Genomic DNA, 25,471 nt, shown 5'->3' on the forward strand with positions numbered 1-25,471 from the left:
ACCGCCCCCCGCTGCTCCGACGGCGACGCCTGCGGCCACCAATCCGGCGCCCGCGAAGCCCGATGCGGTGACCGCGATCGCGCCGGCGATGAAGGAATTGTCGCCCTGGGTGATGTTCATGTCGGCGGACATCATCGTGAAGGCGGTGATGATCGGCCTTGCCTTCGCCTCGCTGATGACCTGGACCGTCTTCATCGCCAAGTCGATCGAATTGTCGGTTGCCTCCGGCAAGCTTCGTTCAGCCCTGAAAAAGGTTGCGGAGGCGCGGTCGCTTGCGGAGGCGCAGATGGCGCTCGGCACCAAGGAGGGCGTCCTGTCGTCCTTCCTGGCGGCGGCGCTGCGTGAGGCGCGGATGTCGGCCGGACTGTCCAGCGATGCCGGCATCAAGGAGCGCGCCGCCTCGAGCTTCGCCGAGATCGTGCGGGCGGAACAGCGTCGCATCCGCGTCGGTATGGGGGTGCTCGCGACCATCGGCTCCACGTCGCCTTTCGTCGGCCTGTTCGGCACGGTCTGGGGCATCATGAACAGCTTCATCGGCATTTCGAAATCGCAGACCACGAACCTCGCCGTGGTCGCGCCCGGCATCGCCGAAGCGCTGCTTGCCACCGCGATCGGCCTCGTCGCCGCGATCCCCGCCGTCATCATCTACAACCACTTTGCGCGCATGACGAAAAGCTATCTCGAACTCGTCAGCCGCGGCTCGGGTACGGCGGCGCGGCTGCTCTCGCGCGATCTCGACCGCAGCCACGGCGGCATGCATTCGCGCGCGGCGGAGTGAACCATGGGCGTTTCGCTCGCAGACAACGACGTCGATGACGACGATTTCTCGGAAACGCATGACATCAACGTCACGCCGTTCATCGACGTCATTCTCGTCCTGCTGATCATCTTCATGGTCGCGGCGCCGCTCTCGACGGTCGACCTGCCGATTGATTTGCCCACGTCGAGCTCGACACCGCAGAAGAAACCGGACAAGCCGACCTATCTCAGCATCAAGCGCGATCTGGGGCTTGCCATAGGAGAGAACGCCGTAAACCGGGCCGAGTTGATCTCGAGCCTCGACGGGCTGTCCGACATGAGCAAGGACAAGTACATCTTCCTGCGTGCTGATCGCTCCGTGCCTTATGGCGAGTTGATGGGCGTCATGGAGCTGTTGCGCTCCGGCGGCTATACGCGCGTCAAGCTGGTTGCGCTGGAAAGCGCGGGCGCGCCAGCGGGCGCTGCTGCCGCGGGCCCTGCACAGCCATAGGGGGCGCCAAGGGATTGCCATGTCTAACGCTGAGCTCGAACCCAGGTCATCCCGGAGGCTGTGGATCCTGGCCGCGGTAGCGGCGCTCGCACTCCATTTGGGTGGGGCTGCGCTCGCGCTCGCAAACCTGCGGGCCGACGAGGGCGACGAAGGGTTGGGCGCTGCGGGGGCGGAGTTCGCAGTCGAGATGGCTTCGCCGGAAGCTCAAGAATCCGACATGCCGACCGGGCCCATCGACTCTGAAGCGCAAGAAGAGCGCCCAGAGCTTCCGCAGCAGAAGGCTGAAACGCAGGAGACGGAGCTTCCACAGGATCGGCCGCAACAGGTCGACGATCCCGATCGCATCGTCACCGAGCGCAAGGCGAAGAAGGAACAGGACGACGATGCGAAGGTGGCGGCCGTTGAAACTCCGGCGATGGAAGCCGCGCCAAAGCAGATTGACATGGTCCGGCAGACTTTTGAGGAGGCGACCCGCGAGGCCGAGAAGGCTTTGGCGCCTGTGGCCGGTATCGGCAAGGACATTCTGAAGCTGACGATGGACTGGAACCGAAAAATCAGCGCGCGTCTCAAGCTGCACCAGATCAATCCGGAAGGCAAAGAGAACAGTAATCAGAAGGTGAAAGTCAGCTTCTCGATCAACCGAAGAGGGAATGTGCTATCGGCTGATGTCGTCCAGTCGTCCGGGGATGCCGCATACGATGCAGCTGCGATCGCGATGGTGCACAAGTCTGATCCTTTCGAGCCACCTCCTGCCGGATTGACCGACGATCATTTCGATCGCACCGTCGAAATCAGTTTTCCGCCGCCGGACGCGAAGAAGAAAAAGAAGTCAGCTCAGCGCCAGTAGAGCCTGATCCCGGCATAGACCACGACCAGGCAGGCAAAGATCAGCGCCACCGGGAGCGGCCGTTTCTGGGGGCCGCCGGCCGCCGTTGCTCCGAAGAAGTTGACCTTCTTCGGCTTGGGTGCCGGGCGGCGGAAGGCGGTAACATTGTCCGCCGCGGGTACGGCCGGGCGGGGGCGGACGTCGGGCGGAGTTCCTGCGCCGCCCATCTCGGCATAGTAGGATTTGTAGATCGCGCCGATCGTGGCCTCGGTGGCTTCACCCTCGCTCATCTGAGCCAAGAGATTCTTGTAGCTTGCGAGGAATTCCTGCGCCTCCGGAGGCAGCGCGGACGACCCGTTGAGCTTGGCCATCATTTTCCAGGTGGCAAAATCGGCGCGGGCGCGGGTGTCGGCGCGTCGCGCGATCAGCATATCGGCAGCTTTGACCAAGTCGGCCTCGAGCCCTTCGGCTTGTCTTCGGATGTCGCCTTCAACTACGCATTGCCGGTCAGAAAGAGAACAGTCTGAATCACATAACCCGTCAACGTTCGCAGTATTGCTGAGATAACATCAAGATTTAGACCGAACTGCGAACCTGCAAGAGGCAGCAGGATCAGGAGGCCGATCAGGATCAGCATACCGAACCGCTCAAGCCGGGCCAGCGGCAGGGCAAGTGGCCGCGGCAACAGCCCGACTGCGACGCGCCCGCCGTCGAGTGGCGGGATCGGCATCATGTTGAACACCGCCAGCACCGCGTTGATCACCAGCGAATTCTTGAGATTGTCGAAGATCCACTGCGCCGAGCCAGCCGGCGCCCAGGGCAAGGCGTGCAGGGCAAGGGCCGTGGCGAGCGCCAGCAGGATGTTGGTGGCTGGCCCGGCCAACGCGACCCAGACCATATCGAGCCTGGGGTTGTTGAGCTTGCGGAAATTCACCGGCACAGGCTTGGCATAGCCGAACAGGAACGGCGAATGCGCAAACAGCAGCATCGCCGGCAGGATCAGGGTGCCGAACGGATCGATGTGGCGGAGCGGATTGAAGCTGACGCGGCCGAGCCGCCACGCCGTGTCGTCGCCAAGGCGATGCGCCACGAAGCCGTGCGCGGCCTCGTGAAAGGTGATGGCGAGCACCAGCGGCAGCACCCAAACCGAAAGGTCATAGAAGGAAATGTCCACGGCTCGTCTGTCCCGGTTTCGCCTGCGGCCTTGCAACCGTCCCAGCCAAACCGGCGGTGCAGCAACGCTTCACGTCAACATAGGGTGGCCGGTTCCGAAATGCCACGCTGCAAGTGATCGGCGAGCAGGCCGCCAGCCTGCGACAGGTTGCGCGCACGGTGGAGGCGGATATCCGCTGCCGGCAGCGGCGGCAGGTCATCATGCCCCGACAGGTCCCGGAGGTGAGGGGGCAGGGTGCCGGCCTTCACCACCGTAACCGCAAGACCTGCAGCCGCGATCTGTGTGGCCGCCGCCAACGTCCGGCTGACATAAGCGAGGCGCCAGGGCCGGCCAGCCGCATCGAGCGCCTCCGCGGCCCATTGGCGGAACAGGCAGCCCGGCGGGTATAGCGCGACGGGCAGTGGATCCCGCGCCCCGGCCCGATAGGAGGCGGAAGCCGCCCAAACCGGCTGCTCGCACCTCAACAGCTCACCGTCCCCACGTCCCTGCGGATGCATGGCGATGACGAGGTCGTAGGCTTCGCCAAGTCGCGCCGGCATCGTGGACGTCAATCCGGTCTCGATCTCGACCTGCACCAGCGGATGGTGTTTTGCAAAGCTCGCCAGCAGGGGCGGAATGACGATCGTGCCGTAATCGTCCATCACGCCGAGGCGGATCACGGCTTCGGTCTGGCGTGCATGAATTGCGCCGACCGCTTCCGCATTGAGGGCAAGGATGCGCTTCGCATAGGCGCGCAGTTCGTCGCCCGCGGCCGTCGGCGCGATGCCGGTCCTGTTCCGGTGAAACAGCTTTGTGCCGATCCGCTCTTCCAAACGTCTGATCTGGACGCTGACGGCCGATTGGGTCCGGTTGAGCGCGGCCGCTGCGCGTGTGAACGAGCGATGCTCGGTGACCGCGAGAAAGGCCTTCAGAAGATCAGGGTCGAGATCGGGCGAGCTCATGACGAAACCTTATCCCAGCATGATGGAAATTCCATTCCCTGTTTCGGCGTGCCCCGTATGCTGTTTTTTGAGCTGATCAACGGGAGGAATCGTGGACGAGATATCCGGCGTTCTGGCTGCCGTGCTGTCGAGCGGACTGGGCGGCACATCGATCGGCGCCACGCGCTATCTCGTCAGCGCCATCGATCCGCTGGCGATCGGCTCGTTCCGGTTCGGCATCGGCTTCCTCCTGCTGTTGCCCCTGACGCTGCTGCGTGGCGACCGCTGGCCGGAGCGAGGGGACTGGGCCGCCGCAGCCGGGCTCGGCATCCTGTTCTTCGCCCTGTTCCCGATCCTGTTCAATGCGTCGCTCATTTTCACCACAGCAGCGCGCGGCGCGCTCGCCTTGTCGACGCTGCCTCTGTTGTCGCTGGTGATCGGGGCCGCGCTCGGCGCCGAAGCCCTGACCTGGCGCAAATCGGTCGGCGTCGTGCTGGCGACGTTGGGCGTTGCGGTTGCGCTTCTCTCCGATCTGACCTCTGCCCCGACGGGAGCCTGGCGCGGCGATCTCTTGATGATCACGGCGGCGCTGTGCATGGCGCTGTATGGCATCTGGTCGAAGCCGTTGATCCGGCGCTCCGGTCCGATCGCCTTCACCACCATGAGCATGGCTGCGGGCGCGGCCTGCCTCATCCTGCTCTCATGCGTCCGCGGCAGCTTCGCGCCCGTCGCAGGCTTCGGCGCGCCGCAATGGCTGGCGGCCGTCTATCTCGGCGCCTTCGGCGCGGCGCTGACATTCTATCTCTGGGCCTTCGCGCTGGAACGAACGACACCGACACGCGTCGCGATCTCGGTGACGGTCAATCCAATCACGGCATCGCTCGTCGGCGCCTATTTGCTCGATGAGCCGCTACGCTGGAATCTCGCGGCCGGCATCGTCGCGGTGTTCGCAGGGATCTGGATCGCCACGACGACCGGGCAGCGAGGAGGGGCCGAGCGCGCGACGCGTCAGACCGATCCTGACGTCACGCCGGGATCGTCGTCGGATATTGCGGCAGGCCGTCGTCGAGCTTGAGCCAAGCGAGCTTTTCCGAGACCCAGATGTGCTCGGTCGGCGCAAAGGCGTTGCGGTCGTCGAAGGTGGTGAGCGCCACGCCAGCCAGCGTGCCATTGCGCCGCCAGGAGAACAGGCGCGTGCCGCAACGCTTGCAGAACACGCGGTCGATGTTCTCCGATGACGCATAACGTCCAGTGTCGCCCTCGACGGTCAGCGCTTTCTGGTCGAACTGCGCGCGGGCAAAGAACGGCGAGCCCATCGCCTTCTGGCAGATGCGGCAATGGCAGATGCGGACATTGAGCGGCTCACCTTGCGCCTTGAACCGCACCGCGCCGCACAGGCATCCACCTTCCCGGATCATGGCTCTCTCAATAGGTTGCGCGTCCGCCGGAAATATCGAAGACGGCGCCGGTCGAGAACGCGCAGTCCTCGGATGCGAGCCAGCTCACCATTGCGGCGAGCTCTTCCACCAGCACGAAGCGTCCCTTGGGGATTTTCGACAGCATGAAGTCGATATGCTGCTGCGTCATCTGGTCGAAGATCGCGGTCTTCGCCGCTGCCGGCGTCACCGCGTTCACGAGGATGTCGTGTGCCGCCAATTCCTTGCCGAGCGATTTCGTCAGCGCGATCAGGCCGGCCTTGGAGGCCGAATAGTGCGACGCGTTTGGATTGCCTTCCTTGCCGGCGATGGACGCGATGTTCACGATCCGCCCGTACTTCTGCTTGAGCATCGTGGGCACGATCGCCTTGCAGCAGATGAAGGGGCCGTCGAGGTTGATGCGCAGGACTTTCCGCCATTCCTCGAGGTCGGTCTCCCAAACCGGTTTGTTGACGCCGGCGATGCCGGCATTGTTGACGAGGATGTCGATCTTGCCGAACGCGGCGAGCGTGGCATCGCGGGCCTGCTCGACGGCTGCGGTATCGGTGACGTCGACCTTGAAGACTCTGGTCTCGCCGCCAATCTCCTTCGCCGTCTTCTCGGCCAGCGCTGCATCAAAATCCCAGATCGCGACCTTGGCGCCGGAATCGACAAAGCGCTGGGTGATCGCACGGCCAAAGCCCTGCGCGCCGCCGGTGACGACGGCGACGCGGCCGTTGAGATCGATCTTGTTCATGAGATGTGATCCCTTAGGCGTCAGAGCATGTAGCCGCCGTCGACGACGAGGTCGACGCCGGTGGTGAAGGCGCTTTCGTCGCTGCCGAGATAGACCGCCATGGACGCGATTTCGTCGGCGGTGCCGAGCCGGCCCATCTTCTGGCGGGAGATGAACATCTCCTTGCCCTGCGGACCTTGCGCGGCGGCGCGGTCGAGCATCGAGGGCGTCTCGACGGTGCCGGGGCAGATGCTGTTGCAGCGGATGCCCTTGGTGATGAAGTCGAGCGCGACCGCGCGCGTCAGCAGCGACACCGCGGCCTTCGAGGCGCTGTAGACATAGCGGTTGGCCGGCGGCCGCAGCGCCGCGCAGGAGGAGATGTTGACGATGCTGCCGCCACCGCCCGCGAGCATCGCCGGCAGGAACGCCTTGATGGTCCGGTGCATCGACTTGACGTTGAGGTCGAACGAGAAGTCGAAATCCTCTTCCGAGCACTCCAGGATGGTGCCGTGGTGCACGAAGCCCGCCGCGTTGAGCAGGATATCGATCTTGCCGACGCGGTTGGCGAAGGCGTTGACGTCGGCGGTGTTGCGCACGTCGAGTTTCGCTGTCTCGGCGACGCCTTCCTTGCTTAAGGTGGCGATGCCACTCTCGTTGATGTCGGTGGCGATGACGGTCGCACCTTCACGCGCGAATGCGATGGCGCATGCGCGTCCGATGCCGGCGGCTGCGGCGGTGACGACTGCGCGCTTTCCCTTGAGGCGGTCTGCCATTTTTGTTGTTCTCCTTTGAATTGGTGCCGTCATTCCGGGATGCGCCGTCAGGCGCAGGCCCGGAATCCATGCTCCTGGATTCCGGGCTCGCGACTGCGTCGCGCCCCGGAATGACGATCTTTGCTAATGATTATCCCGCGCCACACCAAAGGTGCCGGCGACGTTCTGGTAGCGCGTGGCGAGCTCCATGCAGGCGCCGGTCGATTGCTGGCCGACGGTGTTGCGATAGATCTCCTGCCACGGCGTCTGGTTCGGCGGATGCTTGAAGCCGCCGTTGGCCTTGAGCTCGGCGTGGCGCTTCTTCAGCTCGTCGTCCGAGATCAGGATGTTGGCGCTGCCCTTGTTGAGGTCAATGCGCACCTTGTCGCCGGTCTTGAGGATCGCAAGACCGCCATTGGCGGCGGCTTCCGGCGAAGCGTTCAGGATCGACGGCGAGCCCGAGGTGCCGGACTGGCGGCCGTCGCCGATGCAGGGCAGGGACAGGATGCCGCGTTTGATCAGGGCTGCCGGCGGCTGCATGTTCACGACCTCGGCGCCGCCAGGATAGCCGATCGGACCGGTGCCGCGGATGAACAGCACGCAGCGCTCGTCGATGTCGAGCGAGGAATCGTCGATCCGCTCGTGATAGTCCTCCGGACCCTCGAACACGATGGCGCGGCCCTCGAAGGCGTTGAGGTCCTTCGGATTGCTGAGGTAACGGTCGCGGAATTCCTTGGAGATCACGCTGGTCTTCATGATCGCGGAATCGAACAAATTGCCCTTCAGCACCAGGAAGCCGGCGTCCTTCACCAGCGGCTTGTCGTAAGCCCAGATCACGTCGTTGTCGGGCGCGGGCGCGTTCTTGCAATTCTCGCCGATGCCGCGGCCGTTGACCGTGACCGCGTCCTCATGGATGCGCTTGTGCTTCATCAGTTCGCGCACCACAGCCGGCACGCCGCCGGCGCGGTGGAATTCCTCGCCAAGATAGAAGCCGGCCGGCTGCATATTGACCAGCAGCGGCACGTCGTGGCCGACCTTCTGCCAGTCGTCGATCGACAGCTCGACGCCGATATGGCGCGCCAGCGCATTGATGTGGATCGGCGCGTTGGTCGAGCCGCCGATCGCCGAATTGATCACGATGCAGTTCTCGAACGCGTTCCGGGTCAGGATGTCCGAGGGCTTGAGATCCTCCCAGACCATGTCGACGATGCGTTTTCCCGTCTCATAGGCGATCTGGCCGCGCTCGCGATAGGGCGCGGGGATCGCCGCACAGCCCGGCAGCGAAAAGCCGAGCGCTTCCGCCAGCCCGTTCATGGTCGAGGCAGTGCCCATGGTGTTGCAATGGCCGACCGAGGGCGCCGAGGAGGCCACGATCTCCATGAACTCTTCATAATCGATCTCGCCCGCAGCGAGCCGCTCGCGCGATTTCCAGACGATGGTGCCGGAGCCGGTGCGTTCGCCGGCATGCCAGCCGTTGAGCATCGGGCCGCCCGACAGCACGATCGCGGGCAGGTTGACGGTCGCCGCCGCCATCATGCAGGCCGGCGTTGTTTTGTCGCAGCCGGTGGTCAACACCACGCCGTCGAGCGGATAGCCGTAGAGGATCTCGACCAGGCCGAGATAGGCGAGGTTGCGGTCGAGCGCCGCGGTCGGGCGCTTGCCGGTCTCCTGGATTGGGTGGGTCGGGAATTCCATCGCAATGCCGCCGGCCTCGCGGATGCCCTCGCGAACGCGGTGGGCGAGCTCGATGTGGTGGCGGTTGCAGGGGGAGAGGTCGTTGCCGGTCTGCGCGATGCCGATGATTGGCTTGCCGGACTGGAGCTCGGCCCGGGTGAGGCCGTAGTTCAGATAGCGCTCCATATAGAGCGCGGTCATGCCCGGATTATGCGGGTTGTTGAACCATTCCTGCGAGCGAAGGTGGCGGCGAGTGCTGTTGCCGGCGGGCGCATGCCCATTGGTTGGTTTTTTTGTCATTGGTTTCTCCTGCAATGCAAACGCACTGGCGTCCGTATCATGGTGTTGGCTTGTGCGATGCCCAACGGCGCGAGCAGCTTCCCGTTGGCGGGTCGTTTCCTCACAAATCCGATACTAGTCGCGGCTACTTGGTAACGCTATCATTTTGTTCGCCGCAGCCGCGCCGGAAACGGCTGGCCCGTTGTCCGAGCGCCGCGACGATGAGCTTTGCCGCTCGATCACTTTGAAGCCGAGATCAAGCACCGGCTGCTCAGGGCGCCGTCCGTCGATCGCCTCGATCAGCATGGTGGCGGCTGTTTTGCCCATCTCGTAACGGTTGGTGCGCACGCTGGTGAGGGTCGGGACCGCGGAAGCCATGAATTCGAGGTCGTTGAATCCGACGATCGCGATCTGCTCTGGGACGGCGATCTCACGGCGCCGGCATTCGAACAGCACGCCCAGCGCAAGATCGTCATTGGCGCAGAACACCGCATCGATGTCGGGCTCGCGCGCCAGCAGATCGGTGAACAGGGCTCCGCCGAGCGTCACTGAAGTCGGTGTGGCAGTCGTGACGACGAGGCGCTGCTCGAACAGGCCGGCGTCTTTCATGGCGGACTGATAGCCATCCAGCCGCCGCTGTACCCGCGGGTCCATGCGCGCCCCGACGAAGCCGATCTTGCGGTGGCCTTGATCGAACAGGTGGGCGATCGCTGCGCGCGCTGCATCATAGTGCGAAAAGCCGATCATCATATCGACCGGATTGGGCCCGATCTCCATGATCTGCACGATCGGGCAGTCGGCGGCCTCGAGCATCGCGCGCGATTCCGTGGTCTGGTCGATGCCGGTGACGATGAGGCCGGCCGGCTTCTGCGCAAGAAACAGGCGCAGCAGCCTCTCTTCCTGGAGAATACTGTAGCGTGTGTTGGACAACTGGATCGAGTACCGGCTGCCTTCGGAGGCGTCATAGATGCCGCGCAGCACGTCCGAGAACACGTTATTGGTGAGCGAGGGGATCAGGACACCGATCACTTCGGTGCGTTGCGAGGCCAGCGCGCGTGCCGCGAGGTTCGGTACATAGCCGAGCTCCTTGGCGGCGCTTTCGACCCGCGTCCTTTTGGCGACCGACAGCGCCTCGGGATTACGGAAGAAGCGGGACGCGGTGATCGGGCTGACTCCGGCAAGCTCGGCGACTTCCGCCAGCCGGATTTTGCCTGACTTGGTGCGTTTTCGACCCATTCGCTGCTCTTAACACAGTCACTCCCGCAAACAAAGGAACGTTGACAGCGCTACCAGCAACGACTAACCAAAGACAAATTGCCAAAGCCGCACAAACTGCTGACAATGTCGCCCGGTATGACCGGGCTTCGTTCAGCGAAGTTCAGAAAAAACAAGACGGTGGCGGCGCGACAGTTGCGTCGTCGGGTCGGAGGAGGGAGCTAGATGTCGTCTGTGCAAATCCGCGACGTGCGGAAATCGTTCGGCAATTTTGAAGTCCTGCACGGCGTGTCGATTCCGATCGAGGATGGCCAGTTCGTCGTTCTGGTCGGTCCCTCCGGTTGCGGCAAGTCGACGCTTCTGCGGATGCTCGCAGGCCTTGAGAACATCACCTCCGGCACGATCTCGATCGGCGACCGCGTCGTCAACAATGTCCAGCCCAAGGAGCGGGACATTGCGATGGTGTTCCAGAACTACGCGCTCTACCCGCACATGACCGTCGCCGAGAACATGGGTTTCTCGCTGAAGCTGCGGAACGCCGGCTCCGACGAGATCAGCAAGCGCGTCAAGCGCGCCGCCGAAATTCTCGCTCTGTCGCCGCTGCTCGATCGCTATCCGCGCCAGCTCTCCGGCGGCCAGCGCCAGCGCGTCGCCATGGGCCGCGCCATCGTGCGCGATCCGCAGGTCTTCCTGTTCGACGAGCCCTTGTCGAACCTCGACGCCAAGCTGCGTGTCGCCATGCGCACCGAGATCAAGGAGCTGCACCAGCGGCTGAAGACCACGACCGTCTACGTCACCCACGACCAGATCGAGGCCATGACCATGGCCGACAAGATCGTCGTGATGCATGACGGCATCGTCGAGCAGATGGGAACGCCGCTCGAGCTTTACGACAAGCCGGACAACCAGTTCGTCGCCGGCTTCATCGGCTCTCCCGCGATGAACTTCCTCAAAGGCCATGTGCGCGTGAACGGCGTTGCGACCTTCGAGGGTCCGAACGGCGTCAAGCTGCCGCTCAAGACCGCGCCGGCGGGCTCTGACGGCAAGCCTGTCGTGTACGGCGTGCGGCCCGAGCACTTCACCATTGCCGACGACGGCGCCGAGGCCGAGATCCTAGTGGTCGAGCCGACCGGCTCCGAGACCCAGGTGTTCGCGAAGGTGGGCGGCGAGCAGGTTGTCGCGGTCTTCCGCGAGCGTCACCAGTTCAATCCGGGCGACAGGGTCCGGCTGAAGCCCGATCCGGCGCTGGTTCACCTGTTCGACGAGGCGACAGGCAAACGCATGTAGCGAGTGAAGTTTCAAACCACACAATAAGAACCACAGAATAAGAACCAGGGAGAAGACGACAGATGGCGAATTTTTTTGACTGACCGGCGCTCGGTGCTCAAGGGCGGAGCGACGTTGCTGGCCGCCGCGGCCGCCATGTCGAGCGAAGAACTGCTCGGCTACGCCCGGGCCTGGGCGCAGACGGCTCAGTGGAAGCCGGAAGCTGGTGCGAAGATCAACATGCTGCGCTGGAAGCGGTTCGTCGAAGCTGAAGACACTGCCTTCCTCAAGATCGTCGATGCGTTCCAGAAGGCCAACAACGTCACCATCAACGTGTCGAACGAGGCCTATGACGATGTCCAGCCCAAGGCCTCCGTGGCGGCGAACACTGGCCAGGGCCTCGACATGGTCTGGGGTCTCTACTCCTTGCCGTTCCTGTTTCCCTCCAAATGCACCGACATGACCGATGTCGCCGACCATCTCGCGAAGGTGAACGGCGGCTGGACGCCGTCCGGCGAGGCCTATGGCAAGCTCAACGGCAAGTGGATCGGCATTCCCGTCGCCGCGACCGGAGGTCTCGTGAACTACCGCATCTCGGCGATGGAGAAGGCCGGACACAAGACCTTCCCGAAGGACCTGGCCGGCTTTGCCGACCTCGTGAAGGCGATGAATAAGAACGGTGCGCCCGCCGGCATGGCGCTGGGCCACGCCTCCGGCGATGCCAACGGCTGGCTGCATTGGGCGTTGTGGGCGCATGGCGGCAATTTGATCGACAAGGACAACAAGGTCATCATCAACTCGCCCGAGACCGCCAAAGCGCTGGAATATGTGAAGGGGCTCTACGAGAACTTCGTGCCAGGCACGGCCTCCTGGAACGACAGCAACAACAACAAGGCGTTCCTCGCCGACCAGCTCTTTCTGACCGTCAACGGCATCTCGGTCTATGTCGCGGCCAAGAAGGATGCTCCCAAGATCGCCGAGGACATGAATCACGCGCATCTGCCGGCCGGCCTCGACGGCAAGACGCGAGAGCTGCATCTGGGCTTCCCGATCCTCGTCTACAATTTCACGAAGTATCCGCAGACCTGCAAGGCGTTCACGGCGTTCATGCTCGAGCCCGCCCAGTTCAATCCCTGGATCGAGGCCGCGCAGGGCTATCTGTCGCACTTCCTGAAGGCCTACGATGCCAACCCGATCTGGACGGCGGATCCCAAGAACACGCCGTACCGGGATGTCGCCGCGACCGCGATGACCCCGGCCGGTCTCGCGCAAATGAGCGAGGGCGCGGCGGCCGCGATTGCTGACTTCGTCGTCGTCGACATGTTTGCAAACTACTGCACCGGGCGAGAGGATCTGAAGACGGCGATGGCGACCGCGGAGCGTTCGACCAAGCGCATCTTCCGCTGATCGGAAAGGCCGGCGCTCACGGGCGCCGGCCGCATTCTGCTGCGGGCAATGCTCGGCTTGTCTTCGGAGCGGCCGGGCGTTGTCTTTCGGAACTGGAGTTGGAATGAGCACCGTCCAAGCCTCAATACCCGCCCGCACGCCGTCGGCCGACGCGGTCTCGCGGTGGTCGCGCGTGCGTGCCGACCGTAACTTCATCGCGGTGTGGTTCATGCTGCCCGCGGCCGCGTTCCTGCTGCTGTTCCTGGCCTATCCGCTTGGGCTGGGCGTCTGGATGAGCTTCACGGACGCGCGCATTGGACGCACCGGCGTCTACATCGGGCTTGAGAACTACGAGTGGCTGTGGGACGACGCCATCTTCTGGCTGTCGGTGTTCAACACGCTGCTGTACACGATCGTCGCGAGCGCCATCAAATTCGCGATCGGCTTGTATCTCGCACTGCTGCTTAATCGGAACATGCCGTTCAAGGCGTTCATCCGATCGATCGTCCTGATTCCCTTCATCGTGCCGACCGTGCTGTCGGCCATTGCCTTCTGGTGGATCTACGATTCCCAGTTCTCGATCATCTCCTGGTCGCTGACCAGGCTCGGCCTGATCTCGCACAACATCGACTTTCTCGGCGATCCGAATTGGGCGCGGGCCAGCGTCATCATCGCGAACATCTGGCGCGGCGTTCCCTTCGTCGCCATCACCTTGCTCGCTGGCCTGCAGACCGTCTCTCCCTCGCTCTACGAGGCCGCGACCCTCGACGGAGCGACGAGCTGGCAGCGCTTCCGCCACATCACCTATCCGCTGCTCACGCCGATCATCGCCGTGGTCATGACCTTTTCGGTGCTGTTCACCTTCACCGACTTCCAGCTCATCTGGGCGCTGACCCGCGGCGGTCCCGTCAATGCGACGCACCTGATGGCGACGCTGAGCTACCAGCGCGGCATCATCTCCGGACGCCTCGGCGAAGGCGCGGCGATCGCCACCGCGATGATCCCGTTCCTGCTCGCGGCGATTGCGATCTCGTGGTTCGGCATGCAGCGCCGCAAATGGCAGCAGGGAGGCAACAATGACTGACTCCACATTGCAATCCGCCGCCACCGACGACGCCGAGGGCATGAGCTATCTGGAGTCGGTGCCGAGGCGTCTCGTCACGCTCTATCTGCCTCTCTTCATCATCCTGATCGTGCTGCTGTTCCCGTTCTACTGGATGGTTCTGACGGCCATCAAGCCGGACGAGCAACTCATCGACATGAACACCTACAACCCGTTCTGGGTCGTGCATCCCACCTTCAAGCACGTCAGCAAGCTGTTGTTCGAGACCCAGTATCCGCGCTGGCTGTGGAATACGATGTATGTCGCGCTCGGCGCCACGACTCTGTCCATCATCGCTAGCGTGCTGGCCGCCTATGCCATCGTGAGGCTGCGTTTCCGCGGAGCCGACACGGTCGGTGTCCTGATCTTCTTCGCCTATCTCGTGCCGCCCTCGATCCTCTTCATCCCGCTCGCCTCGGTGATCCAGGCTTACGGGCTGTTCGATTCTCCGCTGTCGCTGATCCTCGTCTATCCCACGCTTCTCATCCCGTTCTCAACCTGGCTGCTGATGGGCTACTTCAAGACCATCCCCTTCGAGCTCGAGGAATGTGCGCTGATCGACGGGGCAAGCCGCTGGCAGATCCTGGTCAAGATCGTGGTGCCGCTGGCGGTGCCCGGGCTGATCTCGGCCTTCATCTTCTCGTTCACGCTGTGCTGGAACGAGTTCATCTACGCGCTGACCTTCCTGCAATCGACACCGAACAAGACCGTTCCGGTGGCCGTCGTCAACGAGTTCGTGGACGGCGACATCTACAAATGGGGGTCCTTGATGGCGGGCGCCCTGGTCGGCTCGCTGCCGCTGGTTGTCCTTTACGCCTTCTTTGTGGAGCATTATGTGTCGGCGATGACCGGCGCCGTGAAGGAATGATCGCGGGGCCTGCCTGAGAGCGCGTCAGGAGCGGCGCGTTCCGGCCAATAAGAAGGAGTAGGCTCTTGCATATTCTGGTTCTGGGCGCCGCCGGCATGGTCGGCCGCAAATTGTGTGAACGGCTGTTGCGCGACGGCCGGCTCGGCAAGAGTGACATCACCAAGCTGACCATCCACGACGTGGTCGAGCCCAAGAGGCCCGAGAAGGCCGGTTTCGCCGTCGACACGGTATCAGGCGATTTCGCTGTCCCCGGTGCAGCCGAAAAGCTGATCGCCGGCCGCCCGGACGTGATTTTCCATCTCGCCGCGATCGTCTCGGGTGAAGCCGAGCTCGATTTCGACAAGGGCTACCGCATCAATCTCGACGGCACACGGATGCTGCTCGATGCCATCAGGCTCGTCGGCGGCGGCTACAAGCCGCGCGTGGTCTTCACCTCCTCGATCGCGGTGTTCGGCGCGCCATTCCCCGATGCGATCGGAGACGAATTCTTCCACACGCCGTTGCTCAGCTACGGCACGCAGAAGGCGATCGGCGAACTGCTGCTCGCCGACTATTCCCGCCGCGGCTTCCTCGACGGCATTGGCATCCGCCTGCCGACGATCTGCATCCGGCCCGGCCTGCCCAACAAGGCGGCATCGGGCTTCTTCTCCAACATCCTGCGTGAGCCGTTGGCCGGCAAGGAAGCGGTTCTTCCGGTGTCCGAGGACGTCCGCCACTGGCACGCCACGCCGCGCTCCGCTGTCGGCTTCCTGCTCCACGCCGGCACCATGGATCTCGCAAAGGTCGGCCCGCGCCGCAATCTGACCATGCCTGGCTTTTCGGCAACGGTCGGCGAGCAGATTGCTGCGCTCAAGCGGGTGGCTGGCGAAAAGGTCGCCGCGCGAATCAAGCACGAGCTGGATCCCTTCATCGTCAGCATTGTCGGCGGCTGGCCGCGCAATTTCGAAGCGAAGCGGGCGCGCGAGCTCGGTTTCACCACGGAAGAAAAGACCTTCGACGATATCATCCGCATTCACATTGAAGATGAGCTCGGCGGCAATTTCGTCGCCTGATCTGTGATTGAGCGGGTAGAGTGATGGCGAGCGTTGCTTGCATCGGCGAATGCATGGTCGAGCTCCGGCAGGCTCAGGGCGGACAGTCCAGCGGGCAAGGGCAGGGCGGCGGCCTGTATTCGCGCGGCTTCGGTGGTGACACCCTCAACACCGCCGTCTATCTCGCGCGGCTCGAGGTCAAGGTCGACTATCTTACCGCGCTTGGCGATGATGCATTAAGCGATGAGATGATCGCGGCCTGGACCGCCGAGGGCGTCGGGACCCGGCGCGTCGTGCGGTTGCCGGGCAAGCTGCCCGGCCTCTACATGATCCAGCTGGATGCGAAGGGCGAGCGCCAGTTCTTCCACTGGCGCGACAGCGCGGCGGCGCGCCAGTTGATGAACCTGCCGGAGACGGACGAGCTCCTCAACTCGCTGACGAGCTACGACATCGTCTATCTCTCCGCGATCACGCTCTCGATCTACGATGCGGCCGGGCGCGATCGCCTGTTCGCGGCGATCAAGCGCGCGCGCCTGCTCGGCACGCGCTTCGTGTTCGATACCAATTTCCGCGCGCGCGGCTGGCCCGATCGCGATGTCGCGCGCGAGGTATTTGCCGCGGCCTTCGCGGCCGCCGACATTGTGCTGACCTCGACCGAGGACCTGCTCGCGCTTTATCCCGGCGAGAGCCAGGATCAGCTGATGGCGCGCATCCCGACGCCTGAGCTGGTGTTCCGGCTCGCCGAACCGGTGAGCCGGCTGCGCTTCCCCGGCGGCGTCAGCGAAGTCCGTGCAGAACCGATGACCAAGCCCGTCGTCGACACCACGGCCGCGGGCGACAGCTTTGCCGCCGCCTATATAACCGCCCGGCTTGCCGGTTCTGATCCGGTCGAAGCCGCCCAGGCCGGGCATCGCCTCGCCAGCCTCGTGATCTGCTATCCTGGCGCCATCATTCCGGGCTATGCCATGCCGCCGAAGAAGCGGCCCCGGCCGGCGACCTCGCGCCAAGCGACCAAGTAGAATCGAAGATTGATGACCACGACCGCCAAACAGAACCACCTCGTCGCGCTGTTCAAGGCCGCGACCGTCATTCCCGTCCTCACCATCGAGCGCATCCAGGACGCCGTGCCGCTGGCGCGTGCGCTGGTTGCCGGCGGCGTCCGCACGCTGGAGGTGACCCTGCGTACCCCTGTTGCCATCGAGGCAGCGAGGGCGATGATGGCCGAAGTCCCCGAGGCGATCGTCGGCATCGGCACGATTCTCAATCCGGCCGACTTCACCCGTGTCGAGAAGCTCGGCGTCGCGTTCGGCATCAGCCCGGGCGTGACCCCCGACCTCCTCAAGGCCGCCGCCGACAGCGCCTTGCCCTTCGCGCCGGGCATTGCCACGGCGTCCGAGCTGATGCTGGCGCTGTCCTACGGCCTCGACCTCGCAAAGTTCTTCCCGGCCGAGCAGGCCGGCGGCATCAAGGGCCTCCGCGCGCTCGGCGGGCCGTTCCCGAACGTGCGGTTCTGCCCGACCGGCGGGGTCGGCGAGGCCAATGCGGCGACCTGGCTCGCCGAACCCAACGTGGTCGCGGTCGGCGGTTCCTGGCTCTGCCCGACGGCCGAGATCAGGGCCGGGAACTGGGCCGGCATAACTGCCATCTGCCAGCGTACGCTGCAAGCCCTGAAAGCGGCGTGAAGTCTTGCCATCCCTAGGCTAAGACTTAGGTCAGGTGAGAGACCCAAAGGAGAAGAGACCATGACCGCCAGCATCGTCGGATGGGCGCATACGCCGTTCGGCAAGTTCGACACCGAGACCGTCGAAAGCCTCGTCACCCGCGTTGCCAATGAGGCGCTGGCGGATGCCGGCATTTCGGCCTCCGACGTCGACGAAATCGTGCTCGGCCATTTCAACGCCGGCTTCTCGCCGCAGGATTTTACCGCCTCGCTGGTGCTCCAGGCCGACCCCAAGCTGCGCTTCAAGCCGGCGACCCGCGTCGAGAACGCCTGCGCCACCGGCTCTGCCGCGGTGCACCAGGGCCTGCGCGCAATCGCGGCCGGCGCGGCCAAGATCGTGCTGGTCGTCGGCGTCGAGCAGATGACGCGCACGCCGGGACCTGAGATCGGCAAGAACCTGCTCAAGGCATCCTACCTGCCTGAGGACGGCGACACCGTCGGCGGCTTCGCCGGCGTGTTCGGCAAGATCGCCAGCTCCTATTTCCAGAAATACGGTGACCAGTCCGATGCGCTGGCGCTGATCGCGGCCAAGAACCACAAGAACGGCGTCGCCAATCCCTTCGCCCAGATGCGCAAGGATTTCGGCTTCGACTTCTGCCGCGCCGAGAGCGAGAAGAACCCCTATGTCGCGGGACCGCTGAAGCGCACCGACTGCTCGCTGGTCTCCGACGGCGCAGCGGCGCTGGTGCTGGCCGATGCCGAGACCGCCAAGGGCATGAGCAAGTCGATCGGCTTCCGGGCCACCGCGCACGCCCAGGACTTCCTGCCGATGTCCAAGCGCGACATCCTCCAGTTCGAGGGCTGCACGGTCGCCTGGCAGCGTGCGCTGGAGAAGGCGGGCGTCGCGCTCAGCGATCTCTCCTTCGTCGAGACCCACGACTGTTTCACCGTCGCCGAGCTGATCGAATACGAAGCGATGGGCCTGACGCCGAAGGGGCAGGGTGCCCGCGCCATCAAGGAGGGCTGGACACTCAAGGACGGCAAGCTGCCGGTCAATCCGTCGGGCGGATTGAAGGCCAAGGGCCATCCGATCGGCGCAACCGGCGTCTCCATGCACGTGATGACCGCGATGCAGCTTGCGGGACAGGCGCCCGAGGGCATGCAGCTCAAGAACGCCACGCTCGGCGGCATCTTCAACATGGGCGGCGCGGCGGTTGCCAACTACGTCTCCGTGCTTGAGCCGCTGAAGTAGGCTGTCGTAAGGTGGGCAAAGGCGCATTTGCGCCGTGCCCACCTTTTTCTTGCGCTAGATCATGGTGGGCGCGGCTTGATTTGCCCACCCTACGGCTCCTGATTGATTTGGGGGTAACACATGATGAGCAACGACGACTCGCTTTCTCTCGACGAACTCAACGACCGTATCGCGATCCTTGAGGACAATATCCGGCAGCTCATCGAGCAGGCGGCCGCTGCTTCCGGCGAGCAGAACGAGGCGCGCATCGCCGACCGCATCAACCAGCAGAACGACGAGCTCGAGCGGCTGCTCAAGATCCGCGAATCCCGCCAGAAGAAATAGCGGCCGCATCGCCGCGCGGCGCATGCGGCCATACGCCGGCCGCCCTTGCGCGCGCGACGTCGCTGCCTTTAGCTGCACCGAAATCGCGGGCCGCGCCTTGAGTCCGCGCAATCGGGAGCGAACGAATGGGGCCGCTGAAGGGCATCAAGGTCGTCGACATGACCACCGTGCTGATGGGGCCTTATGCGACCCAGATGCTCGGCGACTACGGTGCCGACGTCATCAAGGTGGAATCGCTCGACGGCGACGTTACCCGTCTGATCGGCCCGATGCGCCATGCGGGCATGGGCCCGGTGTTCCTCAACACCAACCGCAGCAAGCGCTCGATCTGCCTCGATCTGAAGAAGCCCGCGGGCCGTGAGGCCGTGCTGCGGCTTCTGAAGGACGCCGACGTTCTCGTCTACAATGTCCGCCCGCAAGCGATGGCGCGGCTCCAGCTGGGCTATGATGTCGTTTCCGAAATCAACCCGCGCCTCGTCTATGCCGGCGTATTCGGCTTCGGCCAGGACGGACCCTATGCGGCGAAGCCCGCCTATGACGACCTGATCCAGGGCGCCACCGCGCTGCCGGCACTGATGGCGCAGACCGGCGACGGCGTGCCGCGCTATGTGCCGAATGCGCTGGTCGACCGTATCGTTGGCCTCACTGCCGTCGGCGCGATCTGCGCGAGCCTCGTGCACCGCGACCGCACCGGACGCGGCCAGCGCGTCGACATCCCGATGTTCGAGACCATGGCCGGCTTCGTCATGGGCGATCACATGGGCGGGCTCACCTATGAGCCGCCGCTCGACAAGGGCGGCTATGCCCGCCATCTCTCGCGCGACCGCAGGCCCTACAAGACGTCGGACGGCTATCTCAGCGTCATCGTCTACAACGACAAGCAGTGGGAGAACTTCTTCAAGGCCACGGGGCGCGACGACCTGCGCGCCGATCCCAAATTCGCGAACTTCGCCGGCCGCGCCGCCAATATCGACGTCGTCTATGCCGAGCTCGCGCGCATCTTCGAGACGCGTACCACGGCCGAGTGGATCGACCGGCTGACCAGGGCCGACGTGCCGGTCATGCCGATGCACGACCTCGCGTCGATCCTCCACGACGAGCATCTGGAGGCGACCGGCTTCTTTCCGGTCGTGAACCATCCGACGGAGGGCCCGATCCGCAGCATGAAGGTGACGGCGAGCTGGTCGGAGACGGAAGCGGAACCTATCCGGCTGGCGCCGCGGCTCAACGAGAACGGCGAGGAGATCCTGCGCGAGATCGGCTACTCTGCCGACGAGATTGCGGCCATGGTCAGCGACGGCGTCACGCGTTCGCCGCCGGAGTAGGGGAGCAGCGATGAAAACGACCCTCTCATCCGTCATTCCGGGGCGCGACAACGTCGCGAGCCCGGAATCCATAACCACCATCGTGAGTATGGATTCTCAGATGTGCAATTGCGCATCAGAGCTCGCGCCCAAAGAGGGCGGGCCCCGGAATGACGACAGCAAGGTGACACCATGAGCTTCATCACCGGCGTCGGCCTCACGCCCTACGGCAAGCATGAAGGCTCGTCCTCGCTCGACCTGATGAGCCAGGCTGCCCAGCTCGCGCTCGACGATGCCGGGCTGAAGCGCGCCGATATCGACGGCATCCTTTGCGGTTATTCCACCGTCTCGCCGCACATCATGCTGGCCACCGTGTTCGCCGAGCATTTCGGTATTCGCCCGAGTTACGCCCATGCCGTGCAGGTCGGCGGCGCCACCGGGCTTGCCATGACGATGCTCGCCCATCACATCGTCGTATCGGGCGTCGCGCGCAACGTGCTCGTGGTTGCCGGCGAGAATCGTCTTACCGGGCAGAGCCGCGACGCATCGATCCAGGCATTGGCGCAGGTCGGCCATTCCGAGTACGAGGTGCCGTTAGGGCCGACCATTCCCGCCTATTACGGCCTCGTCGCCACCCGCTACATGCACGAATACGGCGTGACCGAAGAAGACCTCGCCGAATTCGCGGTGCTGATGCGCGCGCACGCCTGCACCCATCCCGGCGCGCAATTCCACGATCCCATCACTGTCGCCGACGTCATGGCCTCGAAGCCGGTGGCGATGCCGCTGAAACTGCTCGATTGCTGTCCAGTCTCCGATGGCGGTGCGGCCTTCGTCATCAGCCGCGAGCGAACCGGGGAGGCCGGCGTGCGCATCCGCGGCTGCGCGCAGGCCCACACCCATCAGCATGTCACGGCCGCGCCCGGCTTAAGCGAGCTCGGTGCCGAGATTTCCATCGCGCGTGCCAAGGAAGCCACAGGCCTTGCGATCTCCGACGTGCGCTACGCCGCGATCTACGACAGCTTCACCATCACGCTTGCCATGCTGCTGGAAGACCTCGGCCTGGCCGGACGGGGCGAAGCGGCCGCCCGCGTGCGCGCCGGCCATTTTGGCCGCGACGGCGCGATGCCGCTCAACACCCATGGCGGCCTCCTCAGCTATGGCCATTGCGGGGTCGGCGGCGCCATGGCGCATTTGGTCGAGGCGCATTTCCAGATGACGGGACGGGCAGCTAGTCGCCAGGTGCGGGACGCCTCGATTGCGCTGTTGCATGGCGACGGCGGCGTGCTGTCGTCCCACGTGAGCATGTTCCTGGAGCGGGTGCGATGAGCGAGCGTCTTGCGGACTGGACCAAGGACGAAGAGGCCATCACCTACCAGACCTGCCGCGCATGCGGCCACGTGCAATATTTCCATCGCGCCTTCTGCGCGGACTGCGGCGCGTCCGGCCCGCGCGAGCAGCGCGCCAGCGGCAAGGGCAGGGTCTACGCGACCTCGCTGGTCTGCCGCGCCGCCACGCCCGAGACGCGCGCGCATGTCCCTTACAATATCCTGCTGGTCGATTGCGCCGAGGGTTTTCGCATGATGGCGCATGGCGAGACCGGTCTTGCCATCGGCGATGCGGTGAATGCGAGATTCAAGCCGTTTGCCGGCAAGCTGGTGCCGTTCTTCACGAAGGAAACCTAGAGCGTTTGCGAGCGAAGTGGATGCCGGTTCGCGTAAAGAAAACGCGTAGAACTAAAATTTAGAGCCCCGTTCCGGTTTGATCGGAACGGGGCTCTTACGGGCTTCGTCATTCGGGGGCGGTCCAGAGGACCGAGCCTAGAAACGGGATTCTGGGCCTGGCTTGTGCGAGAGCCACCCCGGAATGACGAAAACGCGGAACTAACGCCCGTAGAACAATATGCTGGCGATGACGAGCATCGCTGTCACCGCCAGCATGTGCGCAAGCGCTCCCGAGGCCGCCCCCTTGGTGGCTTCCTTCATGCCTTTTTCTCCCTAGACTTGGGCGTGACTCATCGTTGCGCGCGCTGCGCACCCGACGGCCAATCGTTTTTACTCGGAACACCCCACTTCGAGTATTCACCGCGATTTGTCCCCACGCGGCGAATATCGACTGTACCAACGTCGATCAGCAATGCGGCGGCAATTTGACTCGATGATGTTGCTCCCGCGTTCCTACGCGCATAGAATTTTGGCGAACTGAGCCCGGCAATGACAATAAGCTTAAGAGCCCAAGGAAGATCGTCAGGTAAATCATGGCCCGTATTGACTACAGTGACCCGTCCAAGGCGTCGGACCGCACGCGCGAAATCCTCGACAAGAACCGCAACGCCAACATCTTCCGCATGATGGCGCACTCGCCGAGCTATTTCGAGCAGTACTGCCGCCTCGGCGGCGCCATTCGCCACAAGGGCGAGCTCGATCCGGTCGTGCGCGAGCTAGCGATCACGCGCACCGGCATTTTGTGCGAAGCGCCGTACGAGATCATCGCGCACAAGCGCATCGGCAAGAATGTCGGCGTCACTGACGAGCAGAACGAGGCGCTTGCGAACTGGCAGGCCGCGACGTGCTTCAATGAGGTGCAGCGCGCCGCGCTCGCCTTCACCGACGAGATCGTGAAGCTGAAGAAGCCGACGGATGCGACCTTCAAGGCAATCGCATCGAAGCTGACGCCGGCCGCTCTGGTCGAACTGCAACTCTCGGTCGGCTTCTACATCATGACCTCGAAATTTCTGGAGACCTTCGAGATCGATCTCCAGCCGGTCACGGAAGTGGTGGCCTGACCCAAAAAGCGGCGAGGGATGCTGATGACGATCGATGAATACGCGGCCTGGGCCGCTGGCGTTGCGAAAGTCGATGAGCGTCCGTCCAACGAGCGGCTGTCCTATCTGGGGCTCGGCCTCGCCGGCGAATCCGGCGAGGTCGCCGACCACATCAAGAAGTTGCTGCGCGATGATTGGCTCGATCGGGCGGGTCTCGTCGATGAGCTCGGCGACGTCATCTATTACTGGGCCTGCCTGTGCGCGGCGACCGGCCAGAAACCATCCGAATTGCTCAAGGCAAGCGCTGCCAAGATCAGCCGGCGGCTGGGCGAGGCTGCCAGCCGGTAAAGCAAGATACGAGCTGAGGGCGCGTTTACCTCTCCCTACGGGAGAGGTAAAGACTGCGGCCGTTCTCAGGTCGACGTCAGGATATCCACCTTGGCGTTGGCGACGATCAGGCGATCGGCCAGCAACTGCGCGAGGTTGCGCATGACGCGCTCGCTGGCGCGCGGGTGCTGCTTGCGGAAGCGCTCGAAATCCTTCAGCGGGACTTCGAACGCGGTCGCCGCCATGTCCGCGAAGACGTCAGCCGAGCGCGTCGGCTCCAGCAACGCCATCTCGCCGAACGCCATGCCGGCGGTGAGCGTCGCCAGCCGCACGCCGTCGGGCAGCGTGACATGCACCGCGCCGCTGCGCAGGAAGAACAGGGAATCGGCTGCCGCGCCGGTGGTGAGGATCTTAGCGCCGGAGTGATAGGTGCGGATTGTGCAGATCGAGGCGAGATCTGTCAGCTCCTCTTCAGTGAAGCCTGTAAGCAGCGGCTGTTCGGCGAGCTCCGTTGTCTCATGAAAGTCGATCGAGCCGCCATAGCGATAGACGATCTGGTCTTCAGCCCATTCGATCGCGGTGTCGAGCAGGTAGAAGTCGCGGACGTTCTTCAACTCGGCGGTCCATTCCCGCAGCGTATTCCATTCCTTGGACGCGCGCCTGACGCCTGACAGCACCACCGTAACGTTCAGCGCGGCGAGCTCCTCGAAGGCCTCGGCCACAAGGCGCGCGCCGGCGCGCGTGGTGGAGGTGACCCGGTGCAGGTCGAAAATCACCAACTGCGGCCGCGGCTGCCCCGCGAGCCGGCGGGTCACGTAGTCGACGGCCGACAGCGACAGTGTGCCGACCAACTCGATCACCCGCACTTCCTGATCGTGGGCCGCCAGGATCTCGCGCTCTTGCGGGCGGCGCACGCGCCGCGACGGGCTCTTGCCGATGTCGTAGTCGGCGATGACAGCGTTGCGCGCATCGTCGCTGCGGTTGAGCATGTGCAGGTCGTAATGTGAGGACAGCGCCTCGCAGACCTTGATGCCGCGCACGCTGTTGCCGTGCTTGTCGAGCTTCGGCGAATAACTGCCGAGCCCGAGGCGGGCGGGCAGGGCGGCGAGAATGCCGCCGCCGACGCCGCTCTTGGCGGGGATACCGATCCGGTAGATCCATTCGCCGGCATAGTCGTACATGCCCGACGACGTCATCACCGACAGCGTGCGCGAGATCGCGTAGGGCGTCAGCACCTGCTCGCCCGTGACAGGATTGACGCCGCGATTAGCGAGCGTTGCCGCCATCACCGCGATGTCGCGCGCGGTGACCAGCACGGCGCACTGCCGGAAATAGACGTCGAGGACACCAGCGACGTTGTCCGAGATCACCGCATTGGTTTTCAAGAGATAGCCGATGGCGCGGTTGCGGTCACCGGTCTGGCTTTCCGAATTGTAGACGGCCTCGTCCACATCGAGCTCGCGTCCGGCAAAGCGGCTGAGCGCGAGGCGGATCTGCGCGAAGGCCTCAGCGCCCTTGCTCTCGTAAATCAGCCCGGTGCAGGCGATCGCGCCGGCATTGACCATCGGGTTGAACGGATGGTTGTCGGAATTGAGCCGGATCGAGTTGAAGGGGTCGCCCGAGGGCTCGACGCCGATCGCGCTCTCGACCCGCGCGGCGCCGAGCAGGTCCAGCGCCAGCGCGAACACGAAGGGTTTTGACATCGACTGGATGGTGAAGGGCACCCGGCTGTCGCCGACCTCGTAGACATGGCCGTCCAGGGTCGCCAGGCTGATGCCAAAATGGGCAGGGTCGGCCTTGCCCAGCTCGGGGATGTAGTCGGCCACATTGCCGGAGGTCTCAGCCGAGAATTCATTGAGGCAATTTTCCAGAAACCGCAGCAAAGGAGGTTTCGAGCGGGTCCAGGCGGTAGCGAGAGGCGAGAGCGGTTTCATCGCCTCTCTTGTG

At 64.1% G+C, this 25,471-nt stretch carries 27 protein-coding genes; 18 read left to right on the forward strand and 9 right to left on the reverse strand.

Features of this window, described 5'->3' with window-relative positions; genetic code table 11:
- The 3 genes from exbB to AC629_RS25605 form a co-directional block, all read left to right on the forward strand.
- Positions 1 to 778: tonB-system energizer ExbB (gene exbB / locus AC629_RS25595; RefSeq protein ID WP_245331997.1), on the forward strand; the 778-nt coding region annotated here is incomplete at its 5' end.
- Positions 779 to 781: 3 nt separating this feature from the next.
- Complete coding sequence (gene exbD / locus AC629_RS25600; protein WP_084807703.1) at positions 782 to 1,249, forward strand: TonB system transport protein ExbD; 468 nt, start codon at positions 782 to 784, stop codon at positions 1,247 to 1,249.
- A 19-nt stretch (positions 1,250 to 1,268) separates the two neighbouring features.
- Positions 1,269 to 2,096, forward strand: a complete 828-nt coding sequence (locus AC629_RS25605; protein ID WP_084807704.1) for a TonB family protein — start codon at positions 1,269 to 1,271, stop codon at positions 2,094 to 2,096.
- Here the strand turns inward: AC629_RS25605 and AC629_RS25610 are convergent.
- The 3 genes from AC629_RS25610 to AC629_RS25620 form a co-directional block, all read right to left on the reverse strand.
- On the reverse strand, positions 2,084 to 2,506 hold the full coding sequence (locus AC629_RS25610; RefSeq protein WP_143199439.1) for a hypothetical protein: 423 nt from the start codon (positions 2,504 to 2,506) through the stop codon (positions 2,084 to 2,086). The genes AC629_RS25605 and AC629_RS25610 overlap by 13 nt on opposite strands.
- A 62-nt stretch (positions 2,507 to 2,568) precedes the next feature.
- Positions 2,569 to 3,249, reverse strand: coding sequence for a site-2 protease family protein (locus AC629_RS25615; RefSeq protein WP_084807706.1), 681 nt, complete (start codon positions 3,247 to 3,249; stop codon positions 2,569 to 2,571).
- A 74-nt stretch (positions 3,250 to 3,323) separates the two neighbouring features.
- Complete coding sequence (locus tag AC629_RS25620; RefSeq protein WP_084807707.1) at positions 3,324 to 4,190, reverse strand: LysR family transcriptional regulator; 867 nt, start codon at positions 4,188 to 4,190, stop codon at positions 3,324 to 3,326.
- 91 nt (positions 4,191 to 4,281) lie between these two features.
- Here AC629_RS25620 and AC629_RS25625 point away from each other — a divergent pair, with 91 nt between their 5' ends.
- Entirely contained in the window at positions 4,282 to 5,244 is a 963-nt protein-coding gene (locus AC629_RS25625) for a DMT family transporter (protein ID WP_245331998.1), read from the forward strand.
- On the opposite strand, the gene AC629_RS25630 is transcribed toward AC629_RS25625, so the two are convergent.
- From AC629_RS25630 to gntR, 5 genes are all read right to left on the reverse strand, one after another.
- The gene (locus AC629_RS25630; RefSeq protein ID WP_084807708.1) at positions 5,195 to 5,587 is read right to left on the reverse strand and encodes a GFA family protein; all 393 of its coding nucleotides are present in this window, start codon (positions 5,585 to 5,587) and stop codon (positions 5,195 to 5,197) included. The two genes, AC629_RS25625 and AC629_RS25630, sit on opposite strands and share 50 nt — an antisense overlap.
- 7 nt (positions 5,588 to 5,594) lie before the next feature.
- Complete coding sequence (locus AC629_RS25635; protein ID WP_084807709.1) at positions 5,595 to 6,341, reverse strand: SDR family NAD(P)-dependent oxidoreductase; 747 nt, start codon at positions 6,339 to 6,341, stop codon at positions 5,595 to 5,597.
- Between the two features lie 20 nt (positions 6,342 to 6,361).
- Positions 6,362 to 7,093, reverse strand: a complete 732-nt coding sequence (locus tag AC629_RS25640) for an SDR family oxidoreductase (RefSeq protein WP_084807710.1) — start codon at positions 7,091 to 7,093, stop codon at positions 6,362 to 6,364.
- A gap of 123 nt (positions 7,094 to 7,216) precedes the next feature.
- Complete coding sequence (locus tag AC629_RS25645; protein ID WP_084807711.1) at positions 7,217 to 9,046, reverse strand: IlvD/Edd family dehydratase; 1,830 nt, start codon at positions 9,044 to 9,046, stop codon at positions 7,217 to 7,219.
- A 114-nt stretch (positions 9,047 to 9,160) separates the two neighbouring features.
- Complete coding sequence (gene gntR, locus AC629_RS25650) at positions 9,161 to 10,261, reverse strand: HTH-type transcriptional regulator GntR (protein WP_074122394.1); 1,101 nt, start codon at positions 10,259 to 10,261, stop codon at positions 9,161 to 9,163.
- 204 nt (positions 10,262 to 10,465) lie between these two features.
- Between gntR and AC629_RS25655 the strand changes: the two genes are divergently transcribed.
- From AC629_RS25655 to AC629_RS25720, 14 genes are all read left to right on the forward strand, one after another.
- On the forward strand, positions 10,466 to 11,527 hold the full coding sequence (locus tag AC629_RS25655; RefSeq protein ID WP_084807712.1) for an ABC transporter ATP-binding protein: 1,062 nt from the start codon (positions 10,466 to 10,468) through the stop codon (positions 11,525 to 11,527).
- A 69-nt stretch (positions 11,528 to 11,596) separates the two neighbouring features.
- Complete coding sequence (locus tag AC629_RS25660) at positions 11,597 to 12,913, forward strand: ABC transporter substrate-binding protein (RefSeq protein WP_245331999.1); 1,317 nt, start codon at positions 11,597 to 11,599, stop codon at positions 12,911 to 12,913.
- Positions 12,914 to 13,016: 103 nt separating this feature from the next.
- Positions 13,017 to 13,976: a carbohydrate ABC transporter permease gene (locus tag AC629_RS25665; protein ID WP_084807713.1), complete on the forward strand. Its 960-nt coding sequence runs from the start codon at positions 13,017 to 13,019 to the stop codon at positions 13,974 to 13,976.
- Entirely contained in the window at positions 13,969 to 14,862 is an 894-nt protein-coding gene (locus AC629_RS25670) for a carbohydrate ABC transporter permease (RefSeq protein WP_084807714.1), read from the forward strand. The genes AC629_RS25665 and AC629_RS25670 overlap by 8 nt, the downstream gene beginning before the upstream one ends.
- A gap of 65 nt (positions 14,863 to 14,927) precedes the next feature.
- On the forward strand, positions 14,928 to 15,914 hold the full coding sequence (gene denD / locus AC629_RS25675) for a D-erythronate dehydrogenase (RefSeq protein ID WP_084807715.1): 987 nt from the start codon (positions 14,928 to 14,930) through the stop codon (positions 15,912 to 15,914).
- A 23-nt stretch (positions 15,915 to 15,937) separates the two neighbouring features.
- Entirely contained in the window at positions 15,938 to 16,912 is a 975-nt protein-coding gene (locus AC629_RS25680) for a sugar kinase (protein WP_084807716.1), read from the forward strand.
- A 12-nt stretch (positions 16,913 to 16,924) separates the two neighbouring features.
- Positions 16,925 to 17,575 carry a bifunctional 4-hydroxy-2-oxoglutarate aldolase/2-dehydro-3-deoxy-phosphogluconate aldolase gene (gene eda / locus AC629_RS25685; RefSeq protein ID WP_084807717.1) on the forward strand — a complete coding sequence of 217 codons (651 nt, stop codon included), beginning with the start codon at positions 16,925 to 16,927 and terminating at the stop codon, positions 17,573 to 17,575.
- Between the two features lie 60 nt (positions 17,576 to 17,635).
- Entirely contained in the window at positions 17,636 to 18,805 is a 1,170-nt protein-coding gene (locus AC629_RS25690; RefSeq protein WP_084807718.1) for an acetyl-CoA acetyltransferase, read from the forward strand.
- 123 nt (positions 18,806 to 18,928) lie between these two features.
- Positions 18,929 to 19,129, forward strand: coding sequence for a hypothetical protein (locus AC629_RS25695; RefSeq protein ID WP_074122401.1), 201 nt, complete (start codon positions 18,929 to 18,931; stop codon positions 19,127 to 19,129).
- Between the two features lie 125 nt (positions 19,130 to 19,254).
- Positions 19,255 to 20,454, forward strand: a complete 1,200-nt coding sequence (locus tag AC629_RS25700; protein WP_084807719.1) for a CaiB/BaiF CoA transferase family protein — start codon at positions 19,255 to 19,257, stop codon at positions 20,452 to 20,454.
- 171 nt (positions 20,455 to 20,625) lie between these two features.
- Positions 20,626 to 21,762, forward strand: a complete 1,137-nt coding sequence (locus tag AC629_RS25705; protein ID WP_084807720.1) for a thiolase family protein — start codon at positions 20,626 to 20,628, stop codon at positions 21,760 to 21,762.
- Positions 21,759 to 22,118 (forward strand): Zn-ribbon domain-containing OB-fold protein, encoded by a 360-nt coding sequence (locus AC629_RS25710; RefSeq protein ID WP_084807721.1) that lies wholly within the window; start codon positions 21,759 to 21,761, stop codon positions 22,116 to 22,118. Before AC629_RS25705 ends, AC629_RS25710 begins: the two co-directional genes overlap by 4 nt.
- Positions 22,119 to 22,690: 572 nt before the next feature.
- Positions 22,691 to 23,218 (forward strand): carboxymuconolactone decarboxylase family protein, encoded by a 528-nt coding sequence (locus AC629_RS25715; protein ID WP_084807722.1) that lies wholly within the window; start codon positions 22,691 to 22,693, stop codon positions 23,216 to 23,218.
- A gap of 24 nt (positions 23,219 to 23,242) precedes the next feature.
- Complete coding sequence (locus AC629_RS25720) at positions 23,243 to 23,545, forward strand: nucleoside triphosphate pyrophosphohydrolase family protein (RefSeq protein ID WP_084807723.1); 303 nt, start codon at positions 23,243 to 23,245, stop codon at positions 23,543 to 23,545.
- A gap of 65 nt (positions 23,546 to 23,610) precedes the next feature.
- Here the strand turns inward: AC629_RS25720 and glsA are convergent, their stop codons facing one another.
- Positions 23,611 to 25,458 carry a glutaminase A gene (glsA, locus tag AC629_RS25725; protein WP_084807724.1) on the reverse strand — a complete coding sequence of 616 codons (1,848 nt, stop codon included), beginning with the start codon at positions 25,456 to 25,458 and terminating at the stop codon, positions 23,611 to 23,613.
- Between the last annotated feature and the right edge of the window lie 13 nt (positions 25,459 to 25,471).

Source organism: Bradyrhizobium sp. NAS80.1, assembly GCF_001908205.1.
GTDB lineage: Bacteria > Pseudomonadota > Alphaproteobacteria > Rhizobiales > Xanthobacteraceae > Bradyrhizobium.